We start from the raw sequence: 26,877 nt of genomic DNA, 5'->3' as shown, positions 1-26,877 counted from the left end.
AAGTGAATAAACTAATAAAAAAATCAAAAATACATTAATTTATTTATAAAAGCCACGCGCAAGCTACGTAAAACACTATCCATATGAAGTTGAATGAACCTAAACAACTTCATAGAAACAATGTATAGTGGGATTTTATTATGGCGTATATAGATACTGATAAGAACAATCTGGGTTATACCTACGGATATGGCGGTCAGTACAACGGAACAGCAGGGAATGATATTTTCGAAGGCACACTCTGTAATGACATCATGAGTGGCTTTGGAGGTGATGATACCTTCCGAATTGGTACTACAACAAATGGAGATCATTACATCGGGGGCTCTGGATATGATGTAATTGAGATTTATGGCTTTGATCAGTATTCAAGTTACGCTAATGTCGAGATCATTACAATGACTGGCATTGAAGAGATAAAAAGCACTGTGACATATGCTGACACTTTTGTGCAGGTAGGAACATCTCTTCCGAAATATTCCTTCAATCCAACTGGTGGGTCCGAGAACGATCCTCTTGTTTTAGATGTTCGAAATGTGAAGCTTACCAATATTACCGGACTACATGGTTCTTATAAAGCTGATGAAATCTTTGCAACGAACAATGATGATTACATTGAAGGAAAAGATGGTAGCGATACTCTTCATGGGGAAGATGGAGACGACACCATTTATGGTGATGACTCAAAGTACAAACTAAGCGGCAATGATACCATTTACGGCGATAAAGGTAACGACACCCTTTATGGTGGTAAAGGAGATGATCACCTTCTCGGTGGAGAAGACAATGACACCTATGTGTTCAAGCTTGGCTTTGGCAAGGACGTTATTACTGAGACATCTGGAACAGATACCATCCGCTTTGAAGATGGTATCACACTGTCAAACCTTAAAGGCGTGATTGATGGTAATGACCTGAAGATCTATCTTATTGATCCAGCTAATCCAGACCAACCACTTGACGAGATTGCTGACGTTATAACAATCAAAAACTGGAGTGCAGATAACCCTCAAATTGAGCAGTTTGAGTTTTCTGATGGAACAATGCTATCTCAGTTCCCAATCGAAGAAGATGGTGTCCTTAGGTACTACGGCACCTCTGGTGACGACACCTTCACCGGTACGGACTCCAATGAGGAAATCTACGGCAGTGCTGGTGCTGACAATGTTGATGGTGGTGGTGGCCGGAATGCTATCAGATACACACTGTCGGAAGAAGGCGTGTCAGTTAATCTAGCGACCAACGTGAATACTGGCGGCCATGCTGAAGGCGATCAACTGACAAACATCAGTCAGGTTTTCGGATCTCACTTTGATGACGTTATCGTCGGAGACGACGGAAATAACGGACTGTTTGGCTTTAGTGGCAATGACCACCTGGAAGGCGGCGGCGGCGATGACTGGCTCAACGCTTATGGTTCGGGTTCAGATTATCTCGATGGCGGCACTGGCAATGACACTGTGCGTTATCGTTGGTCTACATCTGCAGTCACTGTGGACTTGACCGACCAATCAAACAACACTGGAGATGCTGCTGGCGACGTTTACGTCTCCATCGAAAACATTATGGGATCTGATAAGCATGCCGATCATCTAACGGGTGATGCAAATGCAAATAAGATCTACGGATATGGTGGCAATGATACTATTATCGGCGGTGCTGGTGATGACACGTTTGATGCTGGCGCGGGTGATGACACCATGGAAGGTGGAGCGGATAGCGATACGTTCTATTTCCGGTCAAACTTTGGCAATGACATCATCACGGATTTTGTAGCCGGCGCTGGTTCCGAGGATGTGCTTCAATTCTCTGAGACTTTCGATAGCGTTGCAGATGTCCTTGCTGCAGCAAGTGATGTTGGTGCGGATACTGTTATCTATGTGAATGATGACACTTCAATCACCCTGCAGAATGTTTCTGTAGCTGATCTCCATGCTGATGATTTTGCATTCGTTTAAGTGGTGGTGAATTAGACTAATATGAGGCCTCGGCGTGTATTCGCCGGGGCTTTTTTATATTTCGCCCTGCTGATCTAACGTTTGACAATAGCGGATGAGTGATAGGACGCTTGGTTCTGCTTTGATGGGGTGTGTTGCCCTTGTGGGCGTTGATTATTTTCAATAGCTTCATGCTGATTGAAAGCAGGGTGACTTGAAGGACGCGGTGTGGGCAACGAGCAGGAAATAGCGAAGACTCTGGGGGTGTGTAGTGATCTCCTTGTTGAACGGAGCGTTAGTGAGGTTGAGGTTCATCCAGACCGGATCATATTGCGCATACCGGAAGAGCCTCATTACTGGGCTGGCAATATGGTTTTCTTCCGGGGTGACAAGGTTGAACCAGAAAAGCAGATTGCGCAGTTTCGCAAGGACCTTCCAGAGGCTGCGCATACAATGTTCGGTTGGGATACACCTGACATGACAATTGGGGCTGCACATACGCCTTTATCTGATCTTGGATACAAGTTGGAACAAATCGATGTGCTAAGCCTGACCGGGCCTTTGAGCCGTGCTCCGGTGCCAGATGGGATCGTAATCCGTCTTGTTCAGACTGATGAAGACTGGGAGCAAGTCATCGCGCTCCAAATCGACACTGCTGTTGATCAGGGCTATGACCGAGACAGTTTCGGGACCTATGTGCGGAGACGCTTTGAGAGCCGTCGCCGCCAGGTTAAAGCAGGACTGGCGAACTGGTTTGGCGCTTTTGATGGGGTGCTCTTGGTTGCAGATCTGGGAATCTATACCGATGCAGCGGTTTCGCGTTTTCAGGAAGTTGAGACACGGCCCAGCCATCGCAAGCGCGGCATATGCGCGGCTCTTGTTACTGCTGGTGTCGATTGGGCTAAGGCGCAGGCACCTGCTACCATACCTGTCTTACAAGCTCACAGTGACGGCCCGGCAGGCCGGATTTATCGGCGTTGTGGCTTTGAGCATCGCGAAACGCTTGTTCTTGCTATCCTTCCCCCCCAAGGCACCTTTGAGCGTCCGGCTGACACTGCATAGCAATCGTACGAGGTGATTGGTGCATTAAGCCCCCTCACCTCATCATCCATTTGGGCAGAACTTCTGCTAGCTCTTCACAGGGCGCACCAAAGCCTCGCGCTTGGCCTCAACGATGTCCCGGCAACAGCAGCCTTCGAGGTGGTCATTGACCATGCCCATAGCTTGCATGAAGGCGTAGACGGTGGTTGGGCCGACGAAGGACCATCCGCGTTTTTTGAGATCTTTGGAGATGGCCGTGGAGATTTCGGTTTTGCCGAGCGTCTTGAGGTTGGCGTAATCACAGGTCTCAGGGCGTTGATCCGGGGTTGGTTCCCACTTCCAGAAGTAAGCTGCGAGTGAACCGAACTCTTCACGCATTTCCAGTGCACGATTGGCGTTGTTGATGGTGGAATTGATCTTGCCGCGGTGGCGGATGATGCCGGCATCCTGAACAAGGCGCTCGATGTCATTTTGTGTGAACTTTGCGACCTTCTCAAAGTCAAAACCTGCAAAGCCAGCGCGGAAATTCTCGCGTTTGCGCAGGATAGTAATCCAGGACAGACCGGACTGGAAACCTTCTAGGCAGATCTTTTCAAAGAGACGGATGTCGTTGGTGACCGGATGCCCCCACTCATTGTCATGATAGGCCTGATAGAATGGATCTCCCCCATGCCACCAGCAGCGGTCTTTGCCATCTTCTCCGCGGATCAGTCCTTCAGCAATCGGTGTTGAGTTCTGGTCCATTGCCTTGCCCTTCTTGGTCAATCGTCTTTGCAGGCTCTTGTTGGGCGACCATCAGTCACCCTCACTAACCCGCTCAAAATGTTTATGTTATGTTCTCTTATAAAGCATTGGCTTGCCAAAATAGCAAGCCATCTGCAATTCACTTTTCAGACAGATCAATCGAACAAAGCGTCAATGTCATCCTGTGTCACGGTACCAGCTTCCACATCCAAAGCCGGACCATGAAGCAGTGCGGAATCATCGCCCTCTTTATCAGAGGCAATACGATCACTGATCTCCTTGAAGCTTTCAATACCGCCCCATATCTCAATCATACGGATGATGCGCTCTTCGACGAATGACAAGGTGTTCACCACCTTGCTGATGCGCTGGCCAGTCAGATCCTGGAAGTTACAGGCTTCAAAGATCGACACAACCTGCTCATGAATGTCAGTGACAAGGCCTTCATGCTCACTCGGGACCATTGGCATGACCGTTGCTGCGCTCTGGTCGATGACCTCAGCTGCGGTCAGGATTTGCTCTGTCGCCCCTTCGGTGCCGGATACAATCGCACCCAGCTCCAATGTCACGCGGCCACGCTCGTCATTGTCGACGCTGGCCTTGTTGTGAAGAGCAGCAATTTCATTCTTGGTTTCAGCGATTGCCTGATAAATCGCATCCAGCTCACCCTTGAGCTTTGCGGCCTCGCCGATTTCCTCACGCAGTTCTTCTGCGACGCGTCGGGACAGTTCTTGTGGGTCAGTTGCCGGAGATCCCACCAACTCTTTCAAGCTGGCAATTTCTTCCATGATCTGCTGGTGACGCAACTCTTCACCATTGTCCTGAATCGGAGTGCTTACTTCGGTGCGTTTGCTACGCACTCCGAACTGAGCCTCTGCACGAAAGGTTTTTCTTACAACTGACATCCCAACCCCGAACTCATGAAGCCAATACGCTTCCTAATGAGGACCACACCGTCGCTACTCCTGTCCGGCGATGCGCCCTCTTTTGTTTTCCGCCCTTTCTTCGCAAACTGGCACAGGCTTACGAAGACAGGCTCTCAATTACAGGTTTTAAATAGCAATCCCGGTCACAAGACGCGTCCATGCACCCATAAGTAAGATGGGCACGATTCGCACTCCTGCACGCCGGTCACTACTCACATACTTCTTAGAGTGTTAATTATTACCTTAGATTTATCAGCATTGATTTTTAAGGATAAATTCGACGATTGGCCGCATAACCCAGTAACAATTGGTTAACCTTAGTTTGAACTAGCATTAATTACATTGATAATTTTAACGATTATTAGAACTGCAACTCCTAGTTTTCCCGAGGACATCGGGTCATTGGCAAGGTCCAGAGGAGTGTGGAATGTTTGGAGCAACGGCAAAAAGCAAAGCAAACTGGTTTGTTACTTTGTTCGGCGTAGGTAGCTTAGTTTGTGCGTTTGGTACTGCTGCGCAAGCAGAGTACAAGCCGCGCGCCTCTGCACCTCCACTTGTCCTTAGCCCTGATCTTGCAAATCCGTGGGTTGTGCAAATTCCGCGATCCCAAGCCAAGGCTGTCCAGAACCTTCGTGGATCTGCAAAACAAGCAAGACGGTCGCGTACGACATCAAAGCGGTACGATCGCCGTATTCCCAAACAGTTCTTGCCGACGACAGTGAGCTACAACACCTCGTATTCACCCGGATCTGTCGTGATCGATACGACATCACGATATCTTTACCTGGTGCAAAGCAATGGCAAGGCCCGCCGTTATGGCGTGGGCGTTGGCCGTCCAGGTTTTGAATGGGCTGGCGTTCACAAAGTCACCCGTAAGCGCGAGTGGCCAGACTGGAGGCCACCTGCTGAGATGCTGAAACGGCAACCAAGCCTCCCTCGTTACATGCCGGGCGGACCGCGTAACCCATTGGGCGCGCGTGCACTTTATCTGGGTTCAACGCTTTACCGTATTCATGGGTCGAATGAACCATGGACGATTGGCCAAGCAGTTTCTTCCGGTTGCATTCGTATGAGAAACGAAGATGTGGCGGAGCTGTATAATATGGTTCCGGTTGGCGCAAAGGTCTATGTGCGCTAGGCATGCACGTTTGTTGCAATCTTGGGTACAGGAACCTATGATAAGGCAACAACTTCAAGTTGCTTGCCGTACCCCAGACAACGGCAAAGCATCAAAAAATAAAGGTCTGTCTTTAAACAGGCTTATTATGTGAATGTGCCGTTGCTGACCATCTGATTGAGGGACTTTTCCCCCAAGCCACATCTGTGTGTTTTGGGAGTGCGGCGTATGTGTGCCAAGAAGAATGGACTAGTCATCAGCAAGGACGAAGTGGTTGCAACTCTTTCCAGTATTTTGTCCAGCCCCAACTTCAGGCGAAGCCCGAAACTAACTGCCCTCCTGACGTTTCTCGTCGAGCGTAAACTCTCCAAACAGGAAGAAGACCTCAAAGAGCAAGTTATTGGACAGAGGGTCTTCAATTTACCTGAAGGGTTTAATCCGCGTGAAAACCCAATTGTGCGGGTCAACATCTCGCGCTTGCGGTCTCTTCTGCGGGGTTACAACGACGCACACCCTGATGTGCATCACATGCAGATCCGGTTGCCAGACATGGGTTATGTACCTGTATTTGAGTGTCTACGACCCGTTGTTGACGGGGCTGATGAAGAGAGCAACGCCTCTCCCTCACAACACACGAGCGAGGAACGCTCACCCATTGAGCTGTTGGATGAGCCTTTGAACTCTGAAGACATCACCCAGATCCGCGGTGTTCTGGAGGATTGCCTGAAAGACCAAGGACCATCACTCAACCGGTATACGCTTGCAGCCATCCTGCTTGGCTGTTTCGCCAGTATGTTGAGCTTGTTGCTGCTTGCGCATGAGACTGGCTTGGTGTTTGCCGGAGATTGGCATACCCAAGTCGTCGCTGTTCCGCCTCCAACGATTGACGAAGATCAGATCCCACCAGAAATTGCAGCGGAGTTACGACATATAGAAGGTGAACTTGGCGGGAAAGTCAGCTGCAAAATTCACTCCGATGGGCATGTTCTCGCTGAGTAAATGGCAGAAGGCTTCATGTAGCTCACTCCTCACCCCAAATATCTAGTCTGCGTTTGGATGAACTGCAGTACGCCGGCATTTTGGATGTCGATCTCAATTAAGCTCGCGCAGCTTTCAGGTTTTAGACTGTCAGTGTTTGAGCCGTTCTGCAATTAATCCACGAGATTGAGGGTGGGTTTGAACTCAATAGATTTTTACCCCTAAAACCATCAGTTTAACATATTCATTTTCAGGAATTGCCTGAAGCTGCGAAAGGCACAAAATCAAACTCATAAATGCATTGGGAATCAAATTTTTCACCGTTGCATGTCCCCCACGATGCCGAGGGTATCGGTTCAGTTTTCTAAGGCGGGAATTTTGAGATGAAGACTACATTTTTGTTTGCGTCATTTATTTCAGCAGGTTTTGTCCTTTCAGGGTGCGCCAGTGTCACACGCGGTATGAGTGAAAAAGTCAAAATCTATACCTCTCCAGAGGATGCACAGATCTCGACGGACATAGGGATGACCTGCAGTTCCTCGCCTTGTACACTCAAGGTTTCACGCAAAGAAAAGTTCAACGTCACCGTTTCCAAAGAAGGTTATAAAACGCAGAAAGTACATGTCACCACTGAAGTTGCAGGAAGCGGTGCAGCTGCTATGGCAGGCAATGCCCTGATCGGAGGTGTGATTGGCGTAGGTGTGGACGCGTATACCGGTGCGATGCTCAATCACAAGCCGAACCCAGTTCTCGTTGAGCTTAAGCCAACAAACCCAGCAAACCCTAATACACCTGTCGGCGATCTCTCACATATTCGGAAGCAATATGCTGATGATGAGAAAGCTCATCAGGAGAATGTTATGCGTCGTGGAGGCGGCGTATAACTTCCAAATCCCTCTCAATCTTATTTGAGAGGGATTTGTGTAAAGCAGCTTAGATCAGCATACTTACACCTTATCCAGCATCATCGGCTTTGGGCCACCATAAGCCCAATCCAGAAGCTCGATGCTATGGATGACCGGGATTTGGGTGCCGCTGGAGATTTGGGTGATGCAGCCGATGTTGCCGGTGGCGACGAGGTCTGGCTTGGTAGCTTCCAGATTGCTTACTTTGCGGTCTCGCAGAGCAGTGGCAATTTTGGGTTGCATGATGTTGTAGGTACCAGCCGAGCCACAGCAGAGGTGCCCTTCCAGAGGTTCTTTGACTGTAAAGCCAGCATTTTGCAGCAGCTTCTTCGGTTGCCAAGTGATCTTCTGGCCATGCTGCATGGAGCAGGCAGAGTGGTAGGCGATGGTCAGCTCTTCGTGCAGCTGTGCTTCGCCCAAATCCTGCTCAATCAGAAACTCAACAATATCCTTGGACATCTGCGAGATTTGTTGAGCTTTCGCCGCATATTGCGGGTCATCGCGCAGCATGAAGCCATAATCTTTGATGGTGGTCCCGCAGCCTGACGCGGTGATGATGACGGCATCGAGCCCCTCACCATCCATCTCTCTCACCCATGCATCAATGTTGGCTTTGGCCTGTTCGTTAGAGGCTTCTTCTTTGCCCATATGATGAACGAGCGCACCACAACAGCCCTCGCCTTTCGGGAAGACCACTTCATAGCCGATGCGGGTAAGTAAGCGGGTCGCTGCATCATTGATGGACGGGGCAAGGACGCTTTGCGCGCAACCTTTCAAGATGGCGACGCGGCCCTTCTTCTGCACTTTCGGGGCAACGGTTTCCTGTCCTGCGAACTGCGAGGGCATTGCTGATTTGGTCGGAGCCAGCGCCAGCAGGGTACCCAGCTTTGCAAGCGTACCACCGCATTTCTTCATGAGCCCAGCAAGTGGGCGACCATAGAAGGCGGCTGCGATTGCAAGACGGAAACGGCCCGGTTTGGGCAGAATGGCCTGTAGCACTGCTCTGAGCATCCGGTCTTGTAACGGACGTTTGTAAGTGCGTTCGATATGGATGCGAGCGTGATCTACAAGATGCATGTAGTTCACACCCGAAGGGCATGTGGTCATGCAAGACAAACAGGACAGGCAGCGGTCGATATGCTTGACGGTTTTGGCATCTGCAGGGCGGTCGTTTTCCAGCATCTCTTTGATGAGGTAGATGCGGCCACGTGGACTGTCCAGCTCATCTCCCAGCAGCACGAAGGTTGGGCACGTTGCGGTACAAAATCCGCAGTGCACGCATTTGCGCAGGATCTGTTCGGAAACTGCTGTGGCGCTGTCTTTGAGTTGCTCTGGTGTGAAGTTGGTTTGCATGACCTAGATCCCCGCGTACATTCGGCCCGGGTTGAGGATGTTGTGCGGATCGAACTGAGCTTTCAAGCGCTTAGAAAGCCCCATCAATGTCTCCGGCAAGGGCTGGAACACATCCACACTCATGCGCAGCTCAGCACTTGCGCGCAGGAGCGTAGCGTGACCGCCACCGTTTTCAGCAATCAGACGGCGGAGCGGAACATCGTGAGGCTCTTCGCCTTGCATCTCCACCCAGACCAGACCACCTGCCCAGTCCATCATCCAGCGGATTGCAAAGCGCTTTTCCAGCTCAGCAATCATCTGTTGACCAGCAGTCGGGCTTACTGAGAGCTTCCAGAGCGGCTTGTCACTTCCGGCGAACGGAATGAGGTCACGCAGATCACCCCATGTTTTGCGGGAGGCCTGACCTTCGATGAGCTCTTGCGATGGAAAGCGCTTCAGGATGCTGCGCAGTTTGTTCAAGCGATAGTCGATGGAAACGGGAATGCCTTCCAATCTGAGCAAAGTGATGGAGTGTTCTTGTGAGAGCGGGCAGAAGCTTTTGGGCAGATGAGCTGCAGAGGAAACCTCTGCGGAAGACCCCATCGCTTCTGACATGGCACTGGATGCTTCTTGCGGGGTCAGGCCCAGCAATACGAAGGTGCATTCTTTGGCTGCTCGAGGGAGAACTTTGATGGAGAAACTTGTGGCAACAGCAAGAGTACCCCATGAGGAGCAGAAGCCCCGGGAAAGATCATAACCCGTCACGTTTTTCACCACGCGTCCGCCTGCCTTGAAGATCTCGCCACGGCCAGAAACAGCTTCCAGACCAAGTACATGATCGCGTGCTGCACCCGCTTTGAGACGGCGCGGGCCAGACAGGTTTGTTGCCAGAACACCGCCAATGGTGCCTGCCTGATTTGGGCCACCCAGAACTGCACTTAGGTCTGCTGGTTCAAAGGGGAGTTCCTGATTGTGCTCCTTCAAGAGGGTCTGAACGTCCGTCAGTGGCGTGCCTGCCTTCACGGTGAGCACAAGTTCTGCCGGTTCGTAGTCGATCACGCCGGTGATGCCGTCAACGCGCAAAGTATGCGCGGACTGCACCGCCCTGCCCCAGTTGCGCTTGGAGCCGCTGCCGATTACTTCCAGCGGAGTTCGCTCGGCGGCGGCCCATTTGACGACCGCCTCCAGCTCATCAGCTGTTGTTGGGTGGAAACCCTCTCCCATGGTTTCGTCCTGTTCTCTTGTCTTAGGATCACGCTCTAGAAGCGTGGAATATCCGGGAATGGCAGTTGGCCCTGATGAACGTGCATGAAGCCAAGCTCTGCACAACGGTGCAGGACCGGGAACATCTTGCCCGGATTGAGAAGCTGCTTTTCATCAAACGCACACTTCACGCGTTGCTGCTGTTTCAGGTCATCCTCAGAGTACATTTCCGGCATGAGATCGCGTTTCTCAATGCCGACACCATGTTCCCCTGTGAGGACGCCGCCTACTTTTACGCAAAGGCGCAGGATGTCTGCGCCAAAGGCTTCTGCTGCGGCCAGTTCGCCCGGCTTGTTGGCGTCATAAAGGATGAGTGGATGCAAGTTTCCATCGCCTGCATGGAACACGTTAGCGACGCGTAACCCATGTTTTTCGCTCAGCTCCTGCATTTCCTGCAGGACTTGTGGCAGAGCTGCGCGTGGAATGGTGCCGTCCATGCACAAATAATCCGGCGAAATACGGCCCACTGCCGGGAAGGCTGCCTTGCGCCCTGCCCAGAATGTGTTGCACTCGTCTTCTGACTGAGAGACGCGCAGGTAAGATGAGCCGTTCTTTTCTGCGATTGCACTGACGCGCTTGAGCAAATCATCGACTTCAGCTTCAGGGCCGTCCAGTTCCACGATCATGAGGGCGTCAACATCCAACGGATATCCGGCATGTACGAAGTCCTCGGCAGCATCAATTGCGAGCTTGTCCATGAGCTCCATGCCACCGGGGATGATACCTACTCCGATGATTTCAGCAACGCACTTGCCAGCTTCCTCTGAGGTTGGGAAGCCGATGAGTGCTGCACGGGCTGTTTCCGGTTTTTGTAGAACGCGGACAGTGACTTCAGTGACAACTGCGAGCAATCCTTCGGAGCCTGTGAGCAGGGCCATCAAGTCGTAGGCCTCAGAATCCAGATGTTTGCCGCCGAGGCGGATCACCTCTCCGGTGATAAGGACAATTTCCAGTCCCAACAGGTTGTTGGTGGTCAAACCGTATTTGAGGGAGTGCACGCCGCCGGAGTTTTCAGCGATATTACCGCCAATGGAACAGGCGATTTGGGAGGACGGATCAGGAGCATAATAGAAGCCATCCTGCTGTACAGCCGTCGTAATCCCCAGGTTGGTTACACCCGGCTGGGTCACAACTGCCCGGTTTTCCAGATCTATTTCCAAAATCCGATTAAATTTCATCATGGACAGCAAAACGCCGTCTTCCAACGGCAATGCACCACCTGACAGGGAAGTTCCGGCACCACGAGGCACTACTTTTACATTATTGTCATAGCAGTACTTGAGCACTTGCGAGACCTGATCCACGGTCTCAGGTAAGACCACAACAAGCGGCAGCTGGCGGTATGCCGTCAAGGCATCCGTCTCATAGGGACGCATCTCGATCTCATCGCAGATAACACCTTCTCCACGCACGATTTTTTTCAAATCAGCGACGATTTTGGAGCGCTTTTTTAGTGTTTCCTGTGACGGTTTTGGCATTGCGATCGCTGCCATCAGGCCTCCCTCCTGAGTTGTGGTTTGAAACTATATTTCCAAGCCACCAACCCAACCGTACTTACTGAATACAATAGATGAGACTCTCATAATTTTTGCAAAGATAAAAGCCGCATTAAGTCTATTGTCGCCCACAAAACAACGGCTTCAGATTTTGGTGAGTTTGACTCAAAGCAAGTTATTTTCAGTCGTTTATGCTTATGATCAATTCCGTCCGCGACAATATGCCGTAACAATATATACGAAGGTAACGTCGAATCTGTGGGAACTACCCCATGAGTTAGACTATGTTGTTCTCTATTCGCGGTTATCTCTTAGGATATAGTGGGAAGGATAAAATATGAAGCAGTTTGGCGTCGTTGCAGCGCTTGCATTGCTGTTGAGTTCCGGTGCGGCATTCGCTGAAGGCGATGTTGCTAAGGGCGCAAAAGTTTTCAAAAAATGTAAGGCTTGTCATGCTGTTGGTGAAAAAGCCAAGAACAAGGTAGGACCTAAACTCAACGGCATCATCGATGCTGGTTGGGGTGAAGTCGAAGGCTACAAGTATTCCAAGCCTCTTCTGGCAGGTAAAGAAGAAGGTAAAGCTTGGGACGCAGCTACCCTGGACGCATACCTTACAAAACCGAAGAAAGTTATCCCGAAAGGTAAGATGGCTTTCGCTGGTCTTAAGAAAGAAACTCAGCGTCAGGACGTTATTGCGTACCTCGCTCAGTTCAATAAAGACGGCTCCAAGAAATAATTGGATTCCAGAGATTCTAAAGATCGGGGGTCGCAGTTCTGCGGCCCTTTTTTATTGCTGCTATGTTGGTGAGTGGCTTAAGCCTTGCGCACCATCTTGTTTGCAAGGATCGGAATGCCGTTATAATCGGTCATGAACTCGCTGGTAATGACAAAACCAAATTGCTCATAGAGCCGCTTGGCCGGCAGGTTGGATTTAGCGACATAGAGAGTTGCCTCCCCCTCAGCCCTCGCCAGCATGTGTTGCATGAGCGTTCTACCGATGCCCTTGCCTCTGCCTTGCGGGTGGACGAACAATGACCTGAGATCAGCTCCATCCTGAGCTGCATAGGCCAGCATTTTCTCTTCTTCATAAACTGAGATTTGCGACGTGATTAGACTCGTATACCGCTTGCGGTCCTGATCAAGCGGGAGTAATTCAAACTGCTTATCTTCATAGGCGAACTCATCAAGTTTGGACTTCGCGTAAATGTCTAGCACAGCTGGAAGGTCCGCGTCCCGATACGGTCTGATCATCATTCAACTCTTTCTAAGTATATGTGTTTTTTGATTCCCTCGTATTTTGATGGCAGGCAATTGAGGTAACTTTGTGCACCTGCTTTTGATTGTAGTTTAGTACAGTCAAAATGCAGAATAAAACTCGGTCATTTCATGTAAAAAGGGATGCGCGGAGCACCCCCTTTTGCGTCAGCTGTAGAACTGATTAAGCCAGTTCTGTGAAGATTTCGCCTTCCGGGAGGCGGGATTTTGGGAGGGCGGCGTTGAAGTCGCTTTCGTGACGGTGGCCGAGGGCAATCAGAGCAACTGCGCGGTAGCCTTTTTCCTGAAGGCCAAACTCTTCGTTAAGCGCGTCAACGTCTACGCCCTCAATCGGCACAGCATCAATGCCCAGCGCGCCTGCACCCAAGAGGATGGTTCCCATGTTGAGGTAAACCTGTTTTTCCATCCAATGGTCAGCGTCTTTGAGCTGGTCGCGATGAATACCCACAAAGGTGGCACGGCCTGCTTTGACTGTCTCTTTTACAGCTGGGTCAGCGAAGCGTTTATCTTGTTCTTCTGCTTCCAACAGACGGTCCAGATACTCATCAGAGATGTCCGTTCTTACGCAAAAGACGACGACGTGGGAGGAGTTGAGCACCTTGCCGTTGTTGAAGGAGAACATGCCTTGTGTGCCCTTTGAAACGCGCTCACGTCCTTCTGGGGTGTCTGCAATGATAAAGTGCCAAGGTTGTGAGTTCACACTTGATGGGCTGAAGCGAAGCAGGGATTTAATGTGGTCAAACTGCTCTGCGGAAATCTGCTTTGATGGATCAAATTCCTTGGTGGAATAGCGGCTCAGCGCGACGTCTTTCAGGTTCATGCTCATGTTCCAGTTTCTTATTTTAAGTGATGTTCTGACCGGAAGATAACCATTAGTTTTTTCTTAGCAAGTACGCACAGAAAATGCACATAGGCACAAAATGTATACTACAAGCTCCGTACCCGACGCCTGATAAAGCATTGAAGTCCCCTTCGAATTGTGGCAGGCAGGTTGTAGCGATTTCATTTATGCATTGCTCAGAAACTGCAGGACTTCTCTTTTTATGGCCCGACCAAGACGCCCCAAATACAAAAAGGATGCCCGGGTCGGTTTGTTTGTTTCCTGCACTACCAATCTCTTTCGTCCTTCCCTCATAAAAGCTGCAGTTCATCTGCTGGAAAGAGCTGGTTATGAGGTTGAAGCACCCAGCATACAAAGTTGTTGCGGGCTTGTGTCGCTTCGTTCCAATGAGCTGGAGGATGCGCGAGATATGGCGAAGGAGGTGATTTCTCAGTTTGGTCATTATGACTATGTGGCTGTGCTTTCTCCTTTTTGTGCCAAGGTGTTTGAACGGGCCTACGCGCCGCTGCTTTCCGAGCAGTCTGAAGAACTCACGAAGATCACCGCCAAGTTTACGCGTAAGTGTTTTGAAGTTTCTGATCTGTTGCTGGCTGCGCCGGAGTTTGGGCAGAGCTTGCAAGGCTTTGCAGGTAAGGTCGCGTTTCTGGATGTGTCAGACGCGCCAAATCTATTTGGCAGTCAGGTCGCTTCCCGCATTCTGCTGGGTCAGATGGAGCAAGTGGGCGTTGTTGACCTGCCGCAGATCTGTGCTTCTCAGGTCAAATGCGCTCCAGAGGGAACGATCTCCCCTGAACTGGGTCCCGGCGATTTGAGCGGTTTGCTGCATGCGGTGCGCTCCTGTGGGGCTGGTACGCTTGTCTCAACAGATCTGGCGCTCCTGATGGAGCTTTCTACCCATCTGCGCCGCTATGGGTCTGCCATTGAGCTCAGACCTGCTTTAGAGGTTCTGGCAGGTGATACTCAATCCATGCCGATTGGCTTGAGTGCCCGTGTGATGGCAGGTCAGTCCATCCTCTGATTCCCCTAGGTCGTCACCGAACCTTGCGCAGGGATTGTGGTTCCCGGTGCTGCTTGTGAAAAACACAAATTCTGCATGACGGGAAATACTGCTTAAGGCCAGTGATTTGCCTCTTAAATCCATTAAATTCCTCAGAATGCCCTTACAAATGTTGTAGTTCTGCGTATTGCTGAGTAGTGTGCGCGGCAACTGGCCAAGGCCATGGTCCGGCTTTGTTGCCAGTTCACAGTGTGAGGCACTTTGTCTCCCCTATCTGCTGTTACACAGGAGCCTATAAAAATGGGAAAGCTCAAGCCGGGCGTCATCTTTGGTGAAGACTATAAAACCCTGATTGAAGCATGCCGCGAAGGTAAGTTCGCCTTGCCTGCGGTCAACGTTGTTGGAACGGACTCCATCAACGCAGTTCTTGAAGCAGCAGCTGCAAACAATACAGATATTATCGTTCAGCTCTCCAACGGTGGTGCGCAGTTCTATGCCGGTAAAGGCATCAAGGACAGCTTCCAGGCAAAAGTGCTTGGGGCAGTTGCTGCAGCTCAGCACGTGCACCTTCTGGCAGAGCATTACGGTGTTGGCGTTGTGTTGCACACCGACCACGCAGACAAGAGCCTGATCCCTTGGCTGGAAGAGCTCATCAAACACGGTGAAGCATTCTACAAGGCAAACGGCAAGCCACTGTTCTCCTCTCACATGCTGGATCTTTCTGCAGAAGACATCGAGTTTAACCTGTCTGAAAGCGAACGCCTGCTGAAGATGATGGCTCCGCTGGAAATGAGCCTTGAGATTGAGCTGGGCGTGACTGGTGGTGAAGAAGACGGCATCGGTTCTGATGATGACATCGGAGCTGACAATCCAAAGCTTTACACCCAGCCTGAAGACGTTCTGCAGGCTTATGACCGTCTGAACCCACTTGGCCACTTCTCCGTTGCGGCATCCTTCGGTAACGTGCACGGCGTTTACAAGCCGGGCAACGTGAAGCTGCGCCCTGAGATTCTACGTGAAAGCCAGAAACTGGTCAGCGAAACTCACAGCCTTGGTACAAACCCGCTGGCGCTTGTGTTCCACGGTGGGTCCGGTTCTGAGAAATCCAAGATCACAGAGAGCCTGAACTACGGCGTGTTCAAGATGAACATCGACACCGATACACAGTTCGCCTTCTCTGAAAAGGTTGGTGCGTACGTGGAAGCAAACGCAAGTGCTTTCAAATACCAGATCGACCCGGAAACTGGTGCCCCAACGAAGAAGGCTTACGACCCACGCAAATGGCTGCGTGAAGGTGAGCTGGGCATTGTTGAACGCCTGAAAGAAGCTTGCGAAGACCTGAACTGCGTTGGCAAGAGCCTCTGCCAGTAAGCTGACTAGATTTTATAAGATTGAAGAGCCCGGTGCAGACGCGTCGGGCTTTTTATGTTTGTCCACTTATGCTGGGACGCAGTACATTACGTTTCGTGGAAGGTTACACCGCACTATGGGTGCTGGCAGAGCCAACATCTAGTAGTTAACCTGTTCTAAGATGATTAAGCCATCGTGCTCTCACCATCTAAAAACAGGATCGGTACGCCGAGATTTTTGGCTACTTTTTCGGCGTGTTCCATGAAGATCTGGTATTTTTCTTCCTTGGTCAGGGCCTTCTTGCCTTCAAATTCCTGAAACGCAATGGTGTCGGGTGAAGGTTCAGCGTCTATGAGGAAAATACCATTGATCTTGACAGGCTCAGTTGCGTCTACGCCTTGTTTAGGCTGAATGCCGTCCTTGGATGAAACAATCACTTCGTTATGCGCATAGTAGGTGTTGTCCATCAAGTCATCAACGTTCTGCTGACGTTTGTCGTACTGGTATCTGTCCAGCTCATTCTTCAAGTAACCGTTGCGAACGTGGTCTGGCACATCAAGAAGCTTTTCATTTTGCTCTTGTGTGACGTTGACCATTCTGTCCTTTTTATCTTTGCGCCCAATGTTGAGTTCACTCATAAGATCATCAGGACTAGAGACCAGAACGTTTTGTGGCGGGACATCCAAGATGACGCCGAAGGCGCCGTAAACAAAGCATTTTTCGTCTGTCACGACAGACGTACAAATGGCATCCTTGTTCTCCAGATACTCAGCTCCCTGAGCAGAGAAACAACCCTTTTGATTGATAAAATCATCCATTGAACCTGTTCGAACGATGAACTTGAAGGGTGCTTTGCAGCCGCCTCTTTTTTGGAGATCGAGCCTTTCGGAAGGATCAGAGAAGTTCTCTCTGTTCCAAGTCTTAAGAAAAGCCTTCGTCTTCTCATCCGGCTCAGCTTTGACCAGCTCGACTTTATGCTCCTGAGTCTTTTTTCGCATAAGTGCAGCAGCAAGTTTGTCGAGTTTGGAAACATGTGGGTTTTCGCTAGCTCCGACGCCAGAAACTTCGGGCAGAGCATGCAGCCAATCGACTTCCTTCTGATAGTTCTGAAGCGTCTTATTGAGTTTCTTCAGGATCTTGTTCGCAGCATCCACCTGAAAGTTTGCGCAAAGCGTCTCTGCTTCACTAATCAGGCCGTTGGCTTCCTGATCAAGACTGAGGAATTTCTTGTGCTTTTTGCTCGGGATTTTCTTAGCAATGGCAAGGCTGTCAACAATAGGTAACTCGAGTGCCAGTTGCGCGAGGTCTTCTTTCACCCAAGGTAGCTGCGCCTCTAAACCTATCTGGTTAGATTTGGCAACTGTAATGAGTTGCTCCATAGAGGCGATGTTCTCTTTAACCTTTGTGATCCGTGCCTGTGCGTTTTGAGTTTTGCGGCCTTTAAAATCCTTCTTCGCACTTGCAATACCTGAGCGAGCGGATTGACCTGCCTTTTTGAATGGTGAGAAGACTGCGCTTTGGTGCTTTACGAGATCCGTATTTGCAAACAAGTATTCTGCTGTTTTTTCCAAGGCAGCAAGCTCTTCCCCTGGATCAATAGGAGCATTCACCTCTTCCACAAAGTTCAGGTTAAGATGGCGCGCCATGTCACTGGCCCATTTGTGCTCTTGTTTGTTCAACGTTTGCGGGGACATAGATCAACTCCGACAACATTTGCGCATCCCTTCCAACCGCATTTTTTCTGGAAGTAAACGCCTGTATTCCTAACGGGCCGCCAGACTACTACGCTCCCTCAAATGAAAACTTTCCTGAATGTCCTGATTTACTTTCAAATTGGAGACAATCGGTACAGACTTGCGAGCACACAATCATCAACGAGGAGGTGCGTAGAGTGCTTCTCTTTCGTTTAAGAGAAACCTCGTGCCGCCAACGTTGGGGGAAGGCAGCACGAGGGGTGCTGGGAGGCCTTAGGTTGGGTCTGCCAGCAGGTTCTTTTTGATGTGGGCTAGCTCTTCGTCAGAAATGCCCAATGCTTCACGGCGGTAGGTGTCAAAGCTGCCGTAGTCTTCTTTCACCGCTTGCAGCGCAGCCGTGATCTGCTCTTTATGTGCACCGAAAGCCGGACGGAGAGAATGCGGGCCGTCTGCGACTAACTTGCTCAGTTCATCATAAGTGTAGAGATTGGTGGTGAGGTAGTCGCGCATGACGTCTTCCTCAGAAAAGCCCAGAGACAACATCAGTACAGCTGCCACATAACCGGTGCGGTCCTTGCCGCCTGCGCAGTGGAACACCAATGGGTAGTTCTGTTCTTCCAACAACACATGCATGAAGCGGGAGATCTGCGGTGTAAACTTACGGGCGAAGTCCTTATAGCGATCAATCCGGGTGTTGTAGAGGTCTACATTATGGTCTTTCAGCAGTTGGTCAATCTCATCAAACTTACCGCTGAACCATAAAGGGCCAATTTGCGAGGCTACATCTAAAGGCATGATTTTTTTTACGTCTGCCGGGTCTGAGCCAATTGGCAGATTGATGTTGAAGTCTACTGTCGAAATATGTTTGTTGGGGTGTTTTTCCAACTCATCCGGAGCACGCAAATCCACAATGGTCTCAATGCCCAATGCACTGAGTTTTTCCTGATCAGCTTTTGTCAGGTTGTCCAGTTGGTCAGAGCGGAAGACTGTTTGCGGCTTTAAAGCCGGGCCATTTTTCGGCGTGGTTAGTGGGCGAAAGTTCTCCAGTTTTTCGATTGGTTTAATAACCTTGATGGCATCGCAATTGGAGGGGATGTCAATTGGCAGTTTGGTTTCGCACGGCATTGTGTCTGCCATGGCGAGCCCTGACGTCATGAGTGAGCCAATCATTGTTGCGGTTGCCAGCCCGATTATTTTTCGCATGGTCATTCCTCTCAGTTTGCAAATTTGGGTGACATAAAGATCAGTTTGACCTATGCAGTAAAGTTGAACTCCATCAGAATTTCAGATCGTGTTGAGGTTGGATGCCCAGTGTTGACCAGTTGGAAGCGTTTGTGACTGCCGCAGAGTTAGGGTCTTTTTCTGCTGCTGCACGACGGTTGGGTAAGGCTCAATCCGCTGTAAGTGCTGCGATTTCCAATCTGGAGATTGATCTTGGCTCCGATCTTTTTGATCGCAGCAGTTACCGTGCAGAGCTGACTGTCTCGGGTGTTTCCTTACTGGATTATGCAAGATCCATTTTGCAGAGCAGGCAGGACTTGCTTGTGAAGGCTGGTGCCCTTTGTGAAGGGGCTGAAGGCAGCCTCAAAGTGGTGTTTGAGTATGGGACCTATGTTTCTGAGATTAATCAGGTTTTCCATGATTTCGACAAGCAGTTTCCGAAGGTAGAGCTGCATGTCCAAACCACCTCTTTTGGTGATGTATTTTCCAGGCTGACGGAAGAGAGCGCTCAACTGGGGATTATTATCGAGCGGCACCCCTACAAGGAAGGCTACCACTTCCGTGGGCTTGGATTTGAGCGCCGGATTGCGGTTTGTCACAAGGACCATTCTCTCGCCGAACTGAAGGAAGTCCGGTTGGTGGACTTGCGCGGATACAGACAGATTATTTCTGGGACAGAGACTGACCGAAACTCACCTGAGTTTTCACGTCAGAAAGGGCCGCATCTGCTGATTACAGATAATCCGCGCGTGGCACACACCATGGTGCATGGCGGTGTGGGCTGGGCGGAGTTGCCTGCGCAGATGGTGGATGATGAGGTGAAGGCTGGTGCGCTGAAAGAGCTTTCCTATGATTTTCAGCAGAATGCTATTCTCAACAAGGTCTCTCTTGTCTGGGGCAAACAGCAGGCGCAAGCCCCTGCCTGTAAATGGTTGATCAACCGGATGTGCCAGCTGCACCAGAAGACTTGGGTATAGCGTCAGCGACCTTCTCAAAATACATCGCGAGCCTCTTTGTGCGTCTTTATCAGCTCTTCTACAAACACCCTGGTCTTAGCTGGACGAAAGCGGCTGTTTGGGAAGAGCGCGTAAATTCCGCCTTCCTTATGGTGCCAGTCTGGCAAAACCCGTTGTAAGCGACCTGATGCCAGATCTTCGCGGACCTGAAAGGACGGGAGGAGACACAGACCGCCGTGACTGAGGGCGCATGCATGCGAAGTCAGTGTGTTCCAGACTGTGATCGGCGGATTTTGGAGTACAAATTGCACCTCCTCCCCTTCAGCTGATTGCCACGATATTCCCGCAGGCAGCTTGCAGTGGTAGATCCAGTCTTTATCTTGCAGATCGGTTGGTGTTGAGACCGGTCCCATCGCTTCAACATATTGCGGTGAGGCCACAGTAAACTGCTGGAAACTGCCTATTTTCCTTGCGATAGCAGAGCTGTCTTCCAACCAACCAACGCGGATGGAGACATCTATTTTCTCTTTAAGCTGGTCCAACTTTTCATCCGTGAAGACCGCATTGACCCTGATTTTTGGATATTTTACCCTCAATCGCATGAGCGCTTTGGCGACGACGCACTGGCCATAATCTTCTGGTGCTGTCACTGTGAGCAAACCGCTGGGAACCTCTTGTTCATGCTGGAGTCCCTGCACCGCTCGTTCTGCCTGATCGAGAATTTCTGCGGCGTTTTCATAAAACCGCTGCCCTGCTTCTGTCACTTGAAGAGAGCGTGTTGTACGCACCAGTAGGGCTGCGCCGAGCTCTTCTTCCAGTTTTGCGACTTGGTGACTGACGATGGCTTTTCCCAGGCCGAGCTTTTTCGCTGCTGCGGTGAAGGAACCACTTTCGACGACTTCAACAAAATGGCGGAGGCGATTGAGATTGTAGAGGCTCATATAATTGTCTTTATTTTGCAGACAGTATGTCGAAATTATCTATATTTTACAGATAGTCAAGTTGTCCTAGGTTCCCCTGCAACAAGGAGAAACTTATGACGCACTCATTCCTCTACATCTACGATCCGCTATGTGGGTGGTGTTACGGCACAACTCCCAGACTGGCGGACTTGGCGAAGGACTACGAGGTTGAGATGTTACCAGCAGGCTTGTTTAGCGGTGCTGGAGCTCGCCCTCTGGACCATTCTTTTGCATCTTATGCGTGGGCCAGTGACCAGAAGATTGCGAGGCTGACAGGGCAGACATTTAGCCGGGCCTATCAAAGCCAGATTCTAAATGGTGAGAGACAAACGCTAGACTCAACATTTGCGACACTTGCCATGACAGCATGCTCAATCGTGGAACCAGCGAGAGGGCCAGAGGCGCTGAAGCTCATCCAAGATGCCCGGTATGTGGAAGGCAAAGACATCACCGACCTTTCCATCCTGCTGGATCTGCTTTCCGGTGCAGGTTTTGTAGATGCTGCCACTCTGCTTCAAGACCATATGACGTCTGTTGAGGCGGAGACTTCACAGCGCGTTGCTTATGGACAGGTGGTTTTAAACCAGATGGGTGCACGTGGTGTGCCAACACTTGTTGCAGACATGTTCGGTGAGCGCGTGCTGCTGCCCTCTGATCTGCTTTACGGCTCTTACGGGCAACTAACAGAAGCTTTGAACAACTTCTCCCACAGCATTCAGCAGGGCTTTCCTGCTCTTTAACCCCAAGGAAAACAAATGATTAAACCTTTTGCTCTTGCTGCAAGCCTTGCAGCAACCGCTACTCTTACGCCTGTTGCAACCTATGCTCAGGATACTGCTGCCCTCACCTTTGAGGTCTACAATCCGGGTGATGAGGGTTTGTTCCCAGTTACCTCAGTGTTGATTGAAGGCCCAAAGGAAGCTGTTTTGGTGGATGCGCAGTTTCAGCGCCGCGATGCCCGGAACTTAATTTCAATCATTAAGGAAAGTGGCAAGACGCTGACATCAATTTACATCAGTCATGGTGATCCTGATTACTATTTCGGTCTGGATGCGCTTCATGCGGCCTTTCCTGATGCGAAGATCGTTGCCACGCAGCCGACGGTAGAGAAGATCAAAGCCACCATTGAGGGCAAGTTTGCTTATTGGGGACCGATCCTGAAAGATGATGCACCACAGGAGTTGATCGTTCCTGAGGTCATTGATGGCAACAGCTTTGAGGTGGATGGAACTCCAGTTGAGATTGTTGGTCTTGATGGACACGACCCGTCCCACACCAGTCTTTGGGTTCCTTCAGAGCGTACTGTGGTTGGCGGTGTGCTGGTCTATGACAACTCTCATATATGGCAGGCTGATAATCCGACTTCAGAGAAGCGTAAGGATTGGCAGAAGAGTCTTGATGATCTTCTTGTTCTGAACCCGAAACGTGTGATCCCTGGGCATTTTCTTGGTAACACCAACAGCCAGACGGTGGGTTCTATCGCCTTTACCAAGGCCTATGTGGCTGCGGTTGAGAAAAATGCCGCTCTTGCAAAAAACTCTGATGAACTGGTGACGCTCATGAAGACAGAGTTTCCAGCACTGGAAGAACGCAGAACCAGTGACCTTGCTCTTGGAGCCAAGGTGGTGATGGGCGAGATGAAATGGCCTGCTGAATAATCGAAGGCTTCAAACCCTCGCAGTTTTCTGCGGGGGCTTTCCTGTCATTGTTTTCTAATTGAGCTTACTGAGGCATAAGCACATTTCTTGCTACTCGCCTTTCTTACAGCAGAGCAATCCAGCGGCGGGAGATTTCCAGTCCCAACGCGTCGGCTCTTGGGCCGAATTTTGGTCCTTGCTCTTCCAGAATTTCGTTCCAGTGCGGCACCAGTTCATTGATTGGGCCATGGAAGCAGCCGTTCCAATGGTTCACCTGATCGACAGAACACTCAAAATGGAACTGGATGGCGTATGTAGCGCGGCCCATTTTGAAGGCCTGGTTGGGTGTCATCTCGCTGGATGCCAGATGTACGGCGTCTTTTGGCAGAGTATAAGTATCCGTGTGCAGAATGAAGATGTGGTCGTCTTCCTCGAAGGCGGAGATGACCGGATCTTGTTTGCCTTGCTCTGAGACTTGCAGTGGTAGCCAGCCAGCTTCCACCGGATTGCCCAAAATATTCTCGCCGCCGAATGTGCGTGCGATCAACTGACTTCCGAGGCAGATGCCCATCACCGGCTTATCAGCTTCGTGAAATGCAAGGATCGTGTCGCAAACGCCTTTCAGGAATGGGAACTCCTCATCTGCTCTGGCATGTTGCAAACCGCCCAGAACAACCAGCCCGCTGAACTTGGAGATGTCTGATGGCAGAGGATCACTTTCTGCCATGACACGCAGATCGATCGGCATTTTCGCTTCATCCAGTGCCTGTCCCAGCAGGCCAAGCGTTACGTTTTCGCAGTTTTCAATAACGAGAACGGTCATTCCAACTTCCTGTCATAAGCAGCTGTGCCTTCTTTATTGGGCATGCTGCATTTATCATTGTTTGGTAGAAACCCGACCTAAAACCTCTGTGGGCTTTTTAGGGACAGGCTCTAAGCTTCGTTTTCAAAGGCTCGCTTCATGCGTTGTTCCAAACCGCGAACGACCAGAGACAGCGAGACTGTCATGATGAGGTAGAGATACGCAACCACATTGTAAGTTTCAAAGAACTGAAATGTGGAGGCAGAATAGATTTTGCCAAGCTGAGTGATGTCTTGCACACCAAGCACGGAGACCAGCGCACTTTCCTTTATGAGTGCGATGAAGTCATTTCCAAGTGGCGGCAGGATGTTCTTGAGTGCTTGCGGCCAGATGATGAAGCGGAACGTGTGCCATCTGGAAAGGCCAAGTGCCCGACCTGCTTCCAACTGGCCGTCATCCACGCTCTCAATACCTGCGCGAAAAATCTCAGCAATGAAGGCAGAGTAGCCGATGGACAGTGCAATGATCGCACGCCACAGCATGGAAAGGTCGCGCACCCGCAGCTTGTCGACGATCTCCCATTCAATCAGCGGCCCCATGAGCCAGTTGTAAGCTGCAACCATTTGTGGGGCACCGACAAAGGCAATGTAGAAGAGCAGCACCAGCATTGGTACGCCGCGCATAATCTCGGTATAGAACGAACACAACTCACGGATAGCGCGATGTTTAGACCCTCGCCCTAATGCGATGACGAGTCCTACGATGCTGGCGATGATGAACGAGACAAAGGTGACAAACAGCGTGATGCCGACACCTCTGAGAAGGGTCTCAAAGATCTGGCGATAATCACCGTTGGCGGCGATGAGCCAGAGAAAGAAAACTGCGAGAACAAATGATGCGAGCAACCACCATGGAAGCTTGTTCAACCGGGATCTTGTGGCAGAACGCATGCCCATCGCGTTTCCTTTAAATCTCGTTTGAATTTCCTGAAGAGAGGCGGAAATCCGTAGTCATACCAGAAGCAGATTGCTGGGTGTATTTGCGTGTGAAAATCGGTTTCGACGCTTCTGCAATACCCAGACACAAAATGGCGGGTCGCAAGTACCCGCCAAAATCAACCAGGTTATTGTTAGTTCTTGGACTTATAGTCGAAGAACCATTTTTGGTTCAGGGCATCCATGGTGCCGTCTTCGCGCATGGAGTTGAGTGCTGCGTTGATCGGCTCGCGCAGATCAGAACCCGGTGTCAGAATGAAGCCGAAATCTTCAGAGCCGATTGGACCACCAACCACTTTAAAACTGTCTGGTGATGCACCCATGTAGCCTGCTGCTGCAGTTGCATCCATCAGCACCATGTCGACATCATCAGCACGCAATGCCTGAACAGAAGCACCAAAGGTTTCGAACAGTTGGATGCGCTTGTTGTTTTCATCGCCATCCAACACAGCATAAACAGCGGTGTAGAAGTTTGTGGTGCCTGGCTGCGCGCCAACCAACAAGCCTGGATCGTCAGCAAAAGCTTTTGAGTTGTCGAAGCGGTCTTCATTCGCCCGCACCAGCATGAACATCTCGGAGGTCATGTAAGGATCGGTGAAGTCGATCTGCTTTTCACGCTCTTCGTTTATGGTGATACCATCCATGCCCACATCAAACTGGCCCTGACGAACAGCTTCAATCATGCTGTCCCATGAGGCCAGGCGCCAGTCGACCTTCATGTTGAGGCGTTTCGCAATTTCATTGAACGCGTCATATTCCCAACCGATGCCTTCACCGGTCTTGGGGTCTGCAAAGTTCAAAGGTGTGTATGCATTTTCGGTTACTGCAACAATGGTGCGGCCCTTCAGATCTGGCAGATCCGTTGCGGAAGCTGCTGCTCCGAAACCGACAGAAAGAGCAAGAGTTGCTAATGCTAGTTTAAATTTCTTCATCATCGGGTATGTCCCCTCCAAGGAAAATTTGGCCACCACGTAGAAAAATCTGGCAGAATCACACCCGGCAGATGTTGACAGTTAGCCGATCAGTGAGCAATAGGATGCAGGTGATTGACCTGTAAAATACCGTAGTTAGCTTGAGTATTTACCCTGCAAATGCAGAGGCGGTCAACGAAAGCCTTGGTGATTTCCTAGGTTGTGCTACTGGTGTGAGAAGATACGGCTAAATGTCGTGGTGAACTTTTATAGACGGATATGTCGGTGCAAAAAGATCCCCTGAACAACGACGAGCCCTATCTTGAGGATGAGCACCACATGCCACTGGGCATAAGTTTGCTCAACTGGATCTCTGTCGGATTCCTGATCTATTTTCTTCTTTGTGCTGTTGGCCTCATTGAAGCGGGCTTTGTTGCTATTGGTCATCAGACAGCCGAGCAGATTTTTTCCTATGCTACCAATCCAATTGCAGGCGTGCTGGTTGGCGTTCTAACCACATCTTTAGTGCAGAGTTCTTCTGTCACCACGTCCATTGTGGTTGGCTTGGTTGCGGCAGGAATGCCAATCTCCATTGCCATTCCTATTGTGATTGGGGCCAACTTTGGAACGACACTCACAAACACATTCGTAAGCCTTGGTTATGCGCGGGACCGTGCAGATTTCCGGCGCGCCTTTAGTGCGGCAACGGTTCACGATGCGTTCAACCTGATTTGCCTGCTGATCTTTCTACCGCTGGAGTTGGCCTTTGGCTTTTTGCAGAAGATCGCTATGGCTGTTGGTGATTTCTTTACGGCGCTCGATCCTGCCGACAATCTGATCACCGCAAACTTCAACTTCGTCAATTACTTAACTGAACCCGTCATTGGAGAAATCCGTGAGTTAGCCTATGGGCTGGCGCAACCGTGGAATGGCCTCGTGATTGCGGCAATTGGTTTTGTGATGATTGTTATCAGCATCACGTTTGTGAGCCAGCTGCTCAAGCTGTTGCTTGCCGGACATGCACGTCGTCTGGCTGAGACGATGACGTCTGTCGCTCCATCCTCCGGCATTTTTACAGGACTGATTGCGACCTTGCTGCTGCAGTCTTCTTCAGCAACAACCAGCCTTATTGTTCCGCTGGCGGGTTCTGGCGTTCTGACAACAAAGCAGGTTTATCCGTTCACACTTGGCGCAAATATTGGCACTTGTTTAACAGCAATTCTGGCTGCATTTGCTGTGACTGGTCAGCGTGAGTTGGCGTTTGAGATCGCGATTGTTCATCTGGTCTATAACGTACTGGGTGTTGTGTTGATCTACAGTTTGCCATTCACGCGTTATCTGCCAGTACGCCTTGCTGAGTTTGTTGGTGACTTGGGTGCACGTCGGTTTGTGGTGGCCGCGAGCTATGTGGTCGGCATTTTCTTTTTGATCCCCGCTCTTGGCATCTTCCTACTGAGCAGATAACCTAGCTCCAGTCATCTTTCCCTATTGCAGCGC

At 50.4% G+C, this 26,877-nt stretch carries 25 protein-coding genes; 12 read left to right on the top strand and 13 right to left on the bottom strand.

Going from position 1 to position 26,877, the window contains the following annotated elements; translation table 11 throughout:
* Positions 1 to 140: 140 nt before the first annotated feature.
* Complete coding sequence (locus PsAD46_RS07595; RefSeq protein ID WP_063293693.1) at positions 141 to 1,958, top strand: calcium-binding protein; 1,818 nt, start codon at positions 141 to 143, stop codon at positions 1,956 to 1,958.
* 207 nt (positions 1,959 to 2,165) lie between these two features.
* Positions 2,166 to 2,999, top strand: coding sequence for a GNAT family N-acetyltransferase (locus PsAD46_RS07590; protein ID WP_208981723.1), 834 nt, complete (start codon positions 2,166 to 2,168; stop codon positions 2,997 to 2,999).
* A gap of 66 nt (positions 3,000 to 3,065) precedes the next feature.
* Here the strand turns inward: PsAD46_RS07590 and PsAD46_RS07585 are convergent, their stop codons facing one another.
* Both PsAD46_RS07585 and PsAD46_RS07580 read right to left on the bottom strand, forming a co-directional pair.
* Entirely contained in the window at positions 3,066 to 3,722 is a 657-nt protein-coding gene (locus PsAD46_RS07585) for a DNA-3-methyladenine glycosylase I (protein WP_084404374.1), read from the bottom strand.
* 155 nt (positions 3,723 to 3,877) lie between these two features.
* Positions 3,878 to 4,627, bottom strand: a complete 750-nt coding sequence (locus tag PsAD46_RS07580) for a protein phosphatase CheZ (RefSeq protein ID WP_063287144.1) — start codon at positions 4,625 to 4,627, stop codon at positions 3,878 to 3,880.
* Positions 4,628 to 5,075: 448 nt separating this feature from the next.
* On the opposite strand from PsAD46_RS07580, the gene PsAD46_RS07575 reads away from it, so the two are divergent.
* From PsAD46_RS07575 to PsAD46_RS07565, 3 genes are all read left to right on the top strand, one after another.
* Positions 5,076 to 5,786, top strand: a complete 711-nt coding sequence (locus PsAD46_RS07575; RefSeq protein ID WP_063306534.1) for a L,D-transpeptidase — start codon at positions 5,076 to 5,078, stop codon at positions 5,784 to 5,786.
* A 207-nt stretch (positions 5,787 to 5,993) separates the two neighbouring features.
* Positions 5,994 to 6,764 carry a hypothetical protein gene (locus PsAD46_RS07570; RefSeq protein WP_063306533.1) on the top strand — a complete coding sequence of 257 codons (771 nt, stop codon included), beginning with the start codon at positions 5,994 to 5,996 and terminating at the stop codon, positions 6,762 to 6,764.
* Between the two features lie 362 nt (positions 6,765 to 7,126).
* The gene (locus PsAD46_RS07565) at positions 7,127 to 7,627 is read left to right on the top strand and encodes a PEGA domain-containing protein (protein ID WP_057463746.1); all 501 of its coding nucleotides are present in this window, start codon (positions 7,127 to 7,129) and stop codon (positions 7,625 to 7,627) included.
* 63 nt (positions 7,628 to 7,690) lie between these two features.
* Here PsAD46_RS07565 and glcF read toward each other — a convergent pair whose 3' ends face one another.
* Genes glcF through PsAD46_RS07550 form a run of 3 tightly spaced genes read right to left on the bottom strand, consistent with a single transcriptional unit; the run spans position 7,691 to position 11,736 of the window.
* Positions 7,691 to 9,001, bottom strand: a complete 1,311-nt coding sequence (glcF, locus tag PsAD46_RS07560; RefSeq protein WP_063306532.1) for a glycolate oxidase subunit GlcF — start codon at positions 8,999 to 9,001, stop codon at positions 7,691 to 7,693.
* Positions 9,002 to 9,004: 3 nt separating this feature from the next.
* Complete coding sequence (gene glcE / locus PsAD46_RS07555; RefSeq protein WP_063306531.1) at positions 9,005 to 10,204, bottom strand: glycolate oxidase subunit GlcE; 1,200 nt, start codon at positions 10,202 to 10,204, stop codon at positions 9,005 to 9,007.
* Between the two features lie 35 nt (positions 10,205 to 10,239).
* Entirely contained in the window at positions 10,240 to 11,736 is a 1,497-nt protein-coding gene (locus PsAD46_RS07550; RefSeq protein ID WP_063306530.1) for an FAD-linked oxidase C-terminal domain-containing protein, read from the bottom strand.
* 340 nt (positions 11,737 to 12,076) lie between these two features.
* Between PsAD46_RS07550 and PsAD46_RS07545 the strand changes: the two genes are divergently transcribed.
* Positions 12,077 to 12,475, top strand: coding sequence for a cytochrome c family protein (locus PsAD46_RS07545; protein ID WP_057463750.1), 399 nt, complete (start codon positions 12,077 to 12,079; stop codon positions 12,473 to 12,475).
* 77 nt (positions 12,476 to 12,552) lie between these two features.
* On the opposite strand, the gene PsAD46_RS07540 is transcribed toward PsAD46_RS07545, so the two are convergent.
* A complete protein-coding gene (locus PsAD46_RS07540; RefSeq protein WP_063306529.1) occupies positions 12,553 to 12,993 on the bottom strand; it encodes a GNAT family N-acetyltransferase in 441 nt (146 codons plus the stop codon).
* A gap of 184 nt (positions 12,994 to 13,177) precedes the next feature.
* Entirely contained in the window at positions 13,178 to 13,834 is a 657-nt protein-coding gene (gene nfsB / locus PsAD46_RS07535) for an oxygen-insensitive NAD(P)H nitroreductase (protein ID WP_063293838.1), read from the bottom strand.
* A 223-nt stretch (positions 13,835 to 14,057) separates the two neighbouring features.
* Between nfsB and PsAD46_RS07530 the strand changes: the two genes are divergently transcribed.
* On the top strand, positions 14,058 to 14,873 hold the full coding sequence (locus PsAD46_RS07530; protein WP_063306528.1) for a (Fe-S)-binding protein: 816 nt from the start codon (positions 14,058 to 14,060) through the stop codon (positions 14,871 to 14,873).
* A gap of 279 nt (positions 14,874 to 15,152) precedes the next feature.
* A complete protein-coding gene (gene fbaA, locus PsAD46_RS07525; protein WP_063306527.1) occupies positions 15,153 to 16,223 on the top strand; it encodes a class II fructose-bisphosphate aldolase in 1,071 nt (356 codons plus the stop codon).
* Between the two features lie 164 nt (positions 16,224 to 16,387).
* Here fbaA and PsAD46_RS07520 read toward each other — a convergent pair whose 3' ends face one another.
* Both PsAD46_RS07520 and PsAD46_RS07515 read right to left on the bottom strand, forming a co-directional pair.
* Positions 16,388 to 17,896, bottom strand: a complete 1,509-nt coding sequence (locus PsAD46_RS07520) for a hypothetical protein (RefSeq protein ID WP_063306526.1) — start codon at positions 17,894 to 17,896, stop codon at positions 16,388 to 16,390.
* A gap of 273 nt (positions 17,897 to 18,169) precedes the next feature.
* Positions 18,170 to 19,099, bottom strand: a complete 930-nt coding sequence (locus tag PsAD46_RS07515; RefSeq protein WP_208981722.1) for a tyrosine-protein phosphatase — start codon at positions 19,097 to 19,099, stop codon at positions 18,170 to 18,172.
* A gap of 101 nt (positions 19,100 to 19,200) precedes the next feature.
* Between PsAD46_RS07515 and PsAD46_RS07510 the strand changes: the two genes are divergently transcribed.
* Positions 19,201 to 20,094 (top strand): LysR family transcriptional regulator, encoded by an 894-nt coding sequence (locus PsAD46_RS07510; protein ID WP_063306524.1) that lies wholly within the window; start codon positions 19,201 to 19,203, stop codon positions 20,092 to 20,094.
* A 14-nt stretch (positions 20,095 to 20,108) separates the two neighbouring features.
* On the opposite strand, the gene PsAD46_RS07505 is transcribed toward PsAD46_RS07510, so the two are convergent.
* A complete protein-coding gene (locus tag PsAD46_RS07505) occupies positions 20,109 to 21,014 on the bottom strand; it encodes a LysR family transcriptional regulator (protein WP_063293681.1) in 906 nt (301 codons plus the stop codon).
* Positions 21,015 to 21,109: 95 nt separating this feature from the next.
* Here PsAD46_RS07505 and PsAD46_RS07500 point away from each other — a divergent pair, with 95 nt between their 5' ends.
* Together PsAD46_RS07500 and PsAD46_RS07495 are read left to right on the top strand one after the other, a co-directional pair.
* Positions 21,110 to 21,775, top strand: a complete 666-nt coding sequence (locus tag PsAD46_RS07500) for a hypothetical protein (RefSeq protein WP_063293680.1) — start codon at positions 21,110 to 21,112, stop codon at positions 21,773 to 21,775.
* Between the two features lie 15 nt (positions 21,776 to 21,790).
* Positions 21,791 to 22,693 (top strand): MBL fold metallo-hydrolase, encoded by a 903-nt coding sequence (locus PsAD46_RS07495; protein WP_063293679.1) that lies wholly within the window; start codon positions 21,791 to 21,793, stop codon positions 22,691 to 22,693.
* 103 nt (positions 22,694 to 22,796) lie between these two features.
* Here PsAD46_RS07495 and PsAD46_RS07490 read toward each other — a convergent pair whose 3' ends face one another.
* The 3 genes from PsAD46_RS07490 to PsAD46_RS07480 form a co-directional block, all read right to left on the bottom strand.
* Positions 22,797 to 23,495: a type 1 glutamine amidotransferase gene (locus PsAD46_RS07490; protein ID WP_063287127.1), complete on the bottom strand. Its 699-nt coding sequence runs from the start codon at positions 23,493 to 23,495 to the stop codon at positions 22,797 to 22,799.
* Positions 23,496 to 23,605: 110 nt separating this feature from the next.
* Positions 23,606 to 24,430, bottom strand: coding sequence for an amino acid ABC transporter permease (locus PsAD46_RS07485; protein WP_063306523.1), 825 nt, complete (start codon positions 24,428 to 24,430; stop codon positions 23,606 to 23,608).
* 173 nt (positions 24,431 to 24,603) lie between these two features.
* Positions 24,604 to 25,401, bottom strand: coding sequence for a transporter substrate-binding domain-containing protein (locus PsAD46_RS07480; RefSeq protein ID WP_208981743.1), 798 nt, complete (start codon positions 25,399 to 25,401; stop codon positions 24,604 to 24,606).
* 258 nt (positions 25,402 to 25,659) lie between these two features.
* Here PsAD46_RS07480 and PsAD46_RS07475 point away from each other — a divergent pair, with 258 nt between their 5' ends.
* On the top strand, positions 25,660 to 26,844 hold the full coding sequence (locus PsAD46_RS07475) for a Na/Pi symporter (protein ID WP_193757737.1): 1,185 nt from the start codon (positions 25,660 to 25,662) through the stop codon (positions 26,842 to 26,844).
* Positions 26,845 to 26,877: the final 33 nt, after the last annotated feature.

This window comes from Pseudovibrio sp. Ad46 (assembly GCF_001623065.1).
Taxonomy (GTDB): Bacteria; Pseudomonadota; Alphaproteobacteria; order Rhizobiales; family Stappiaceae; genus Pseudovibrio.
This window is presented reverse-complemented; position numbering and strand designations above follow the sequence as displayed.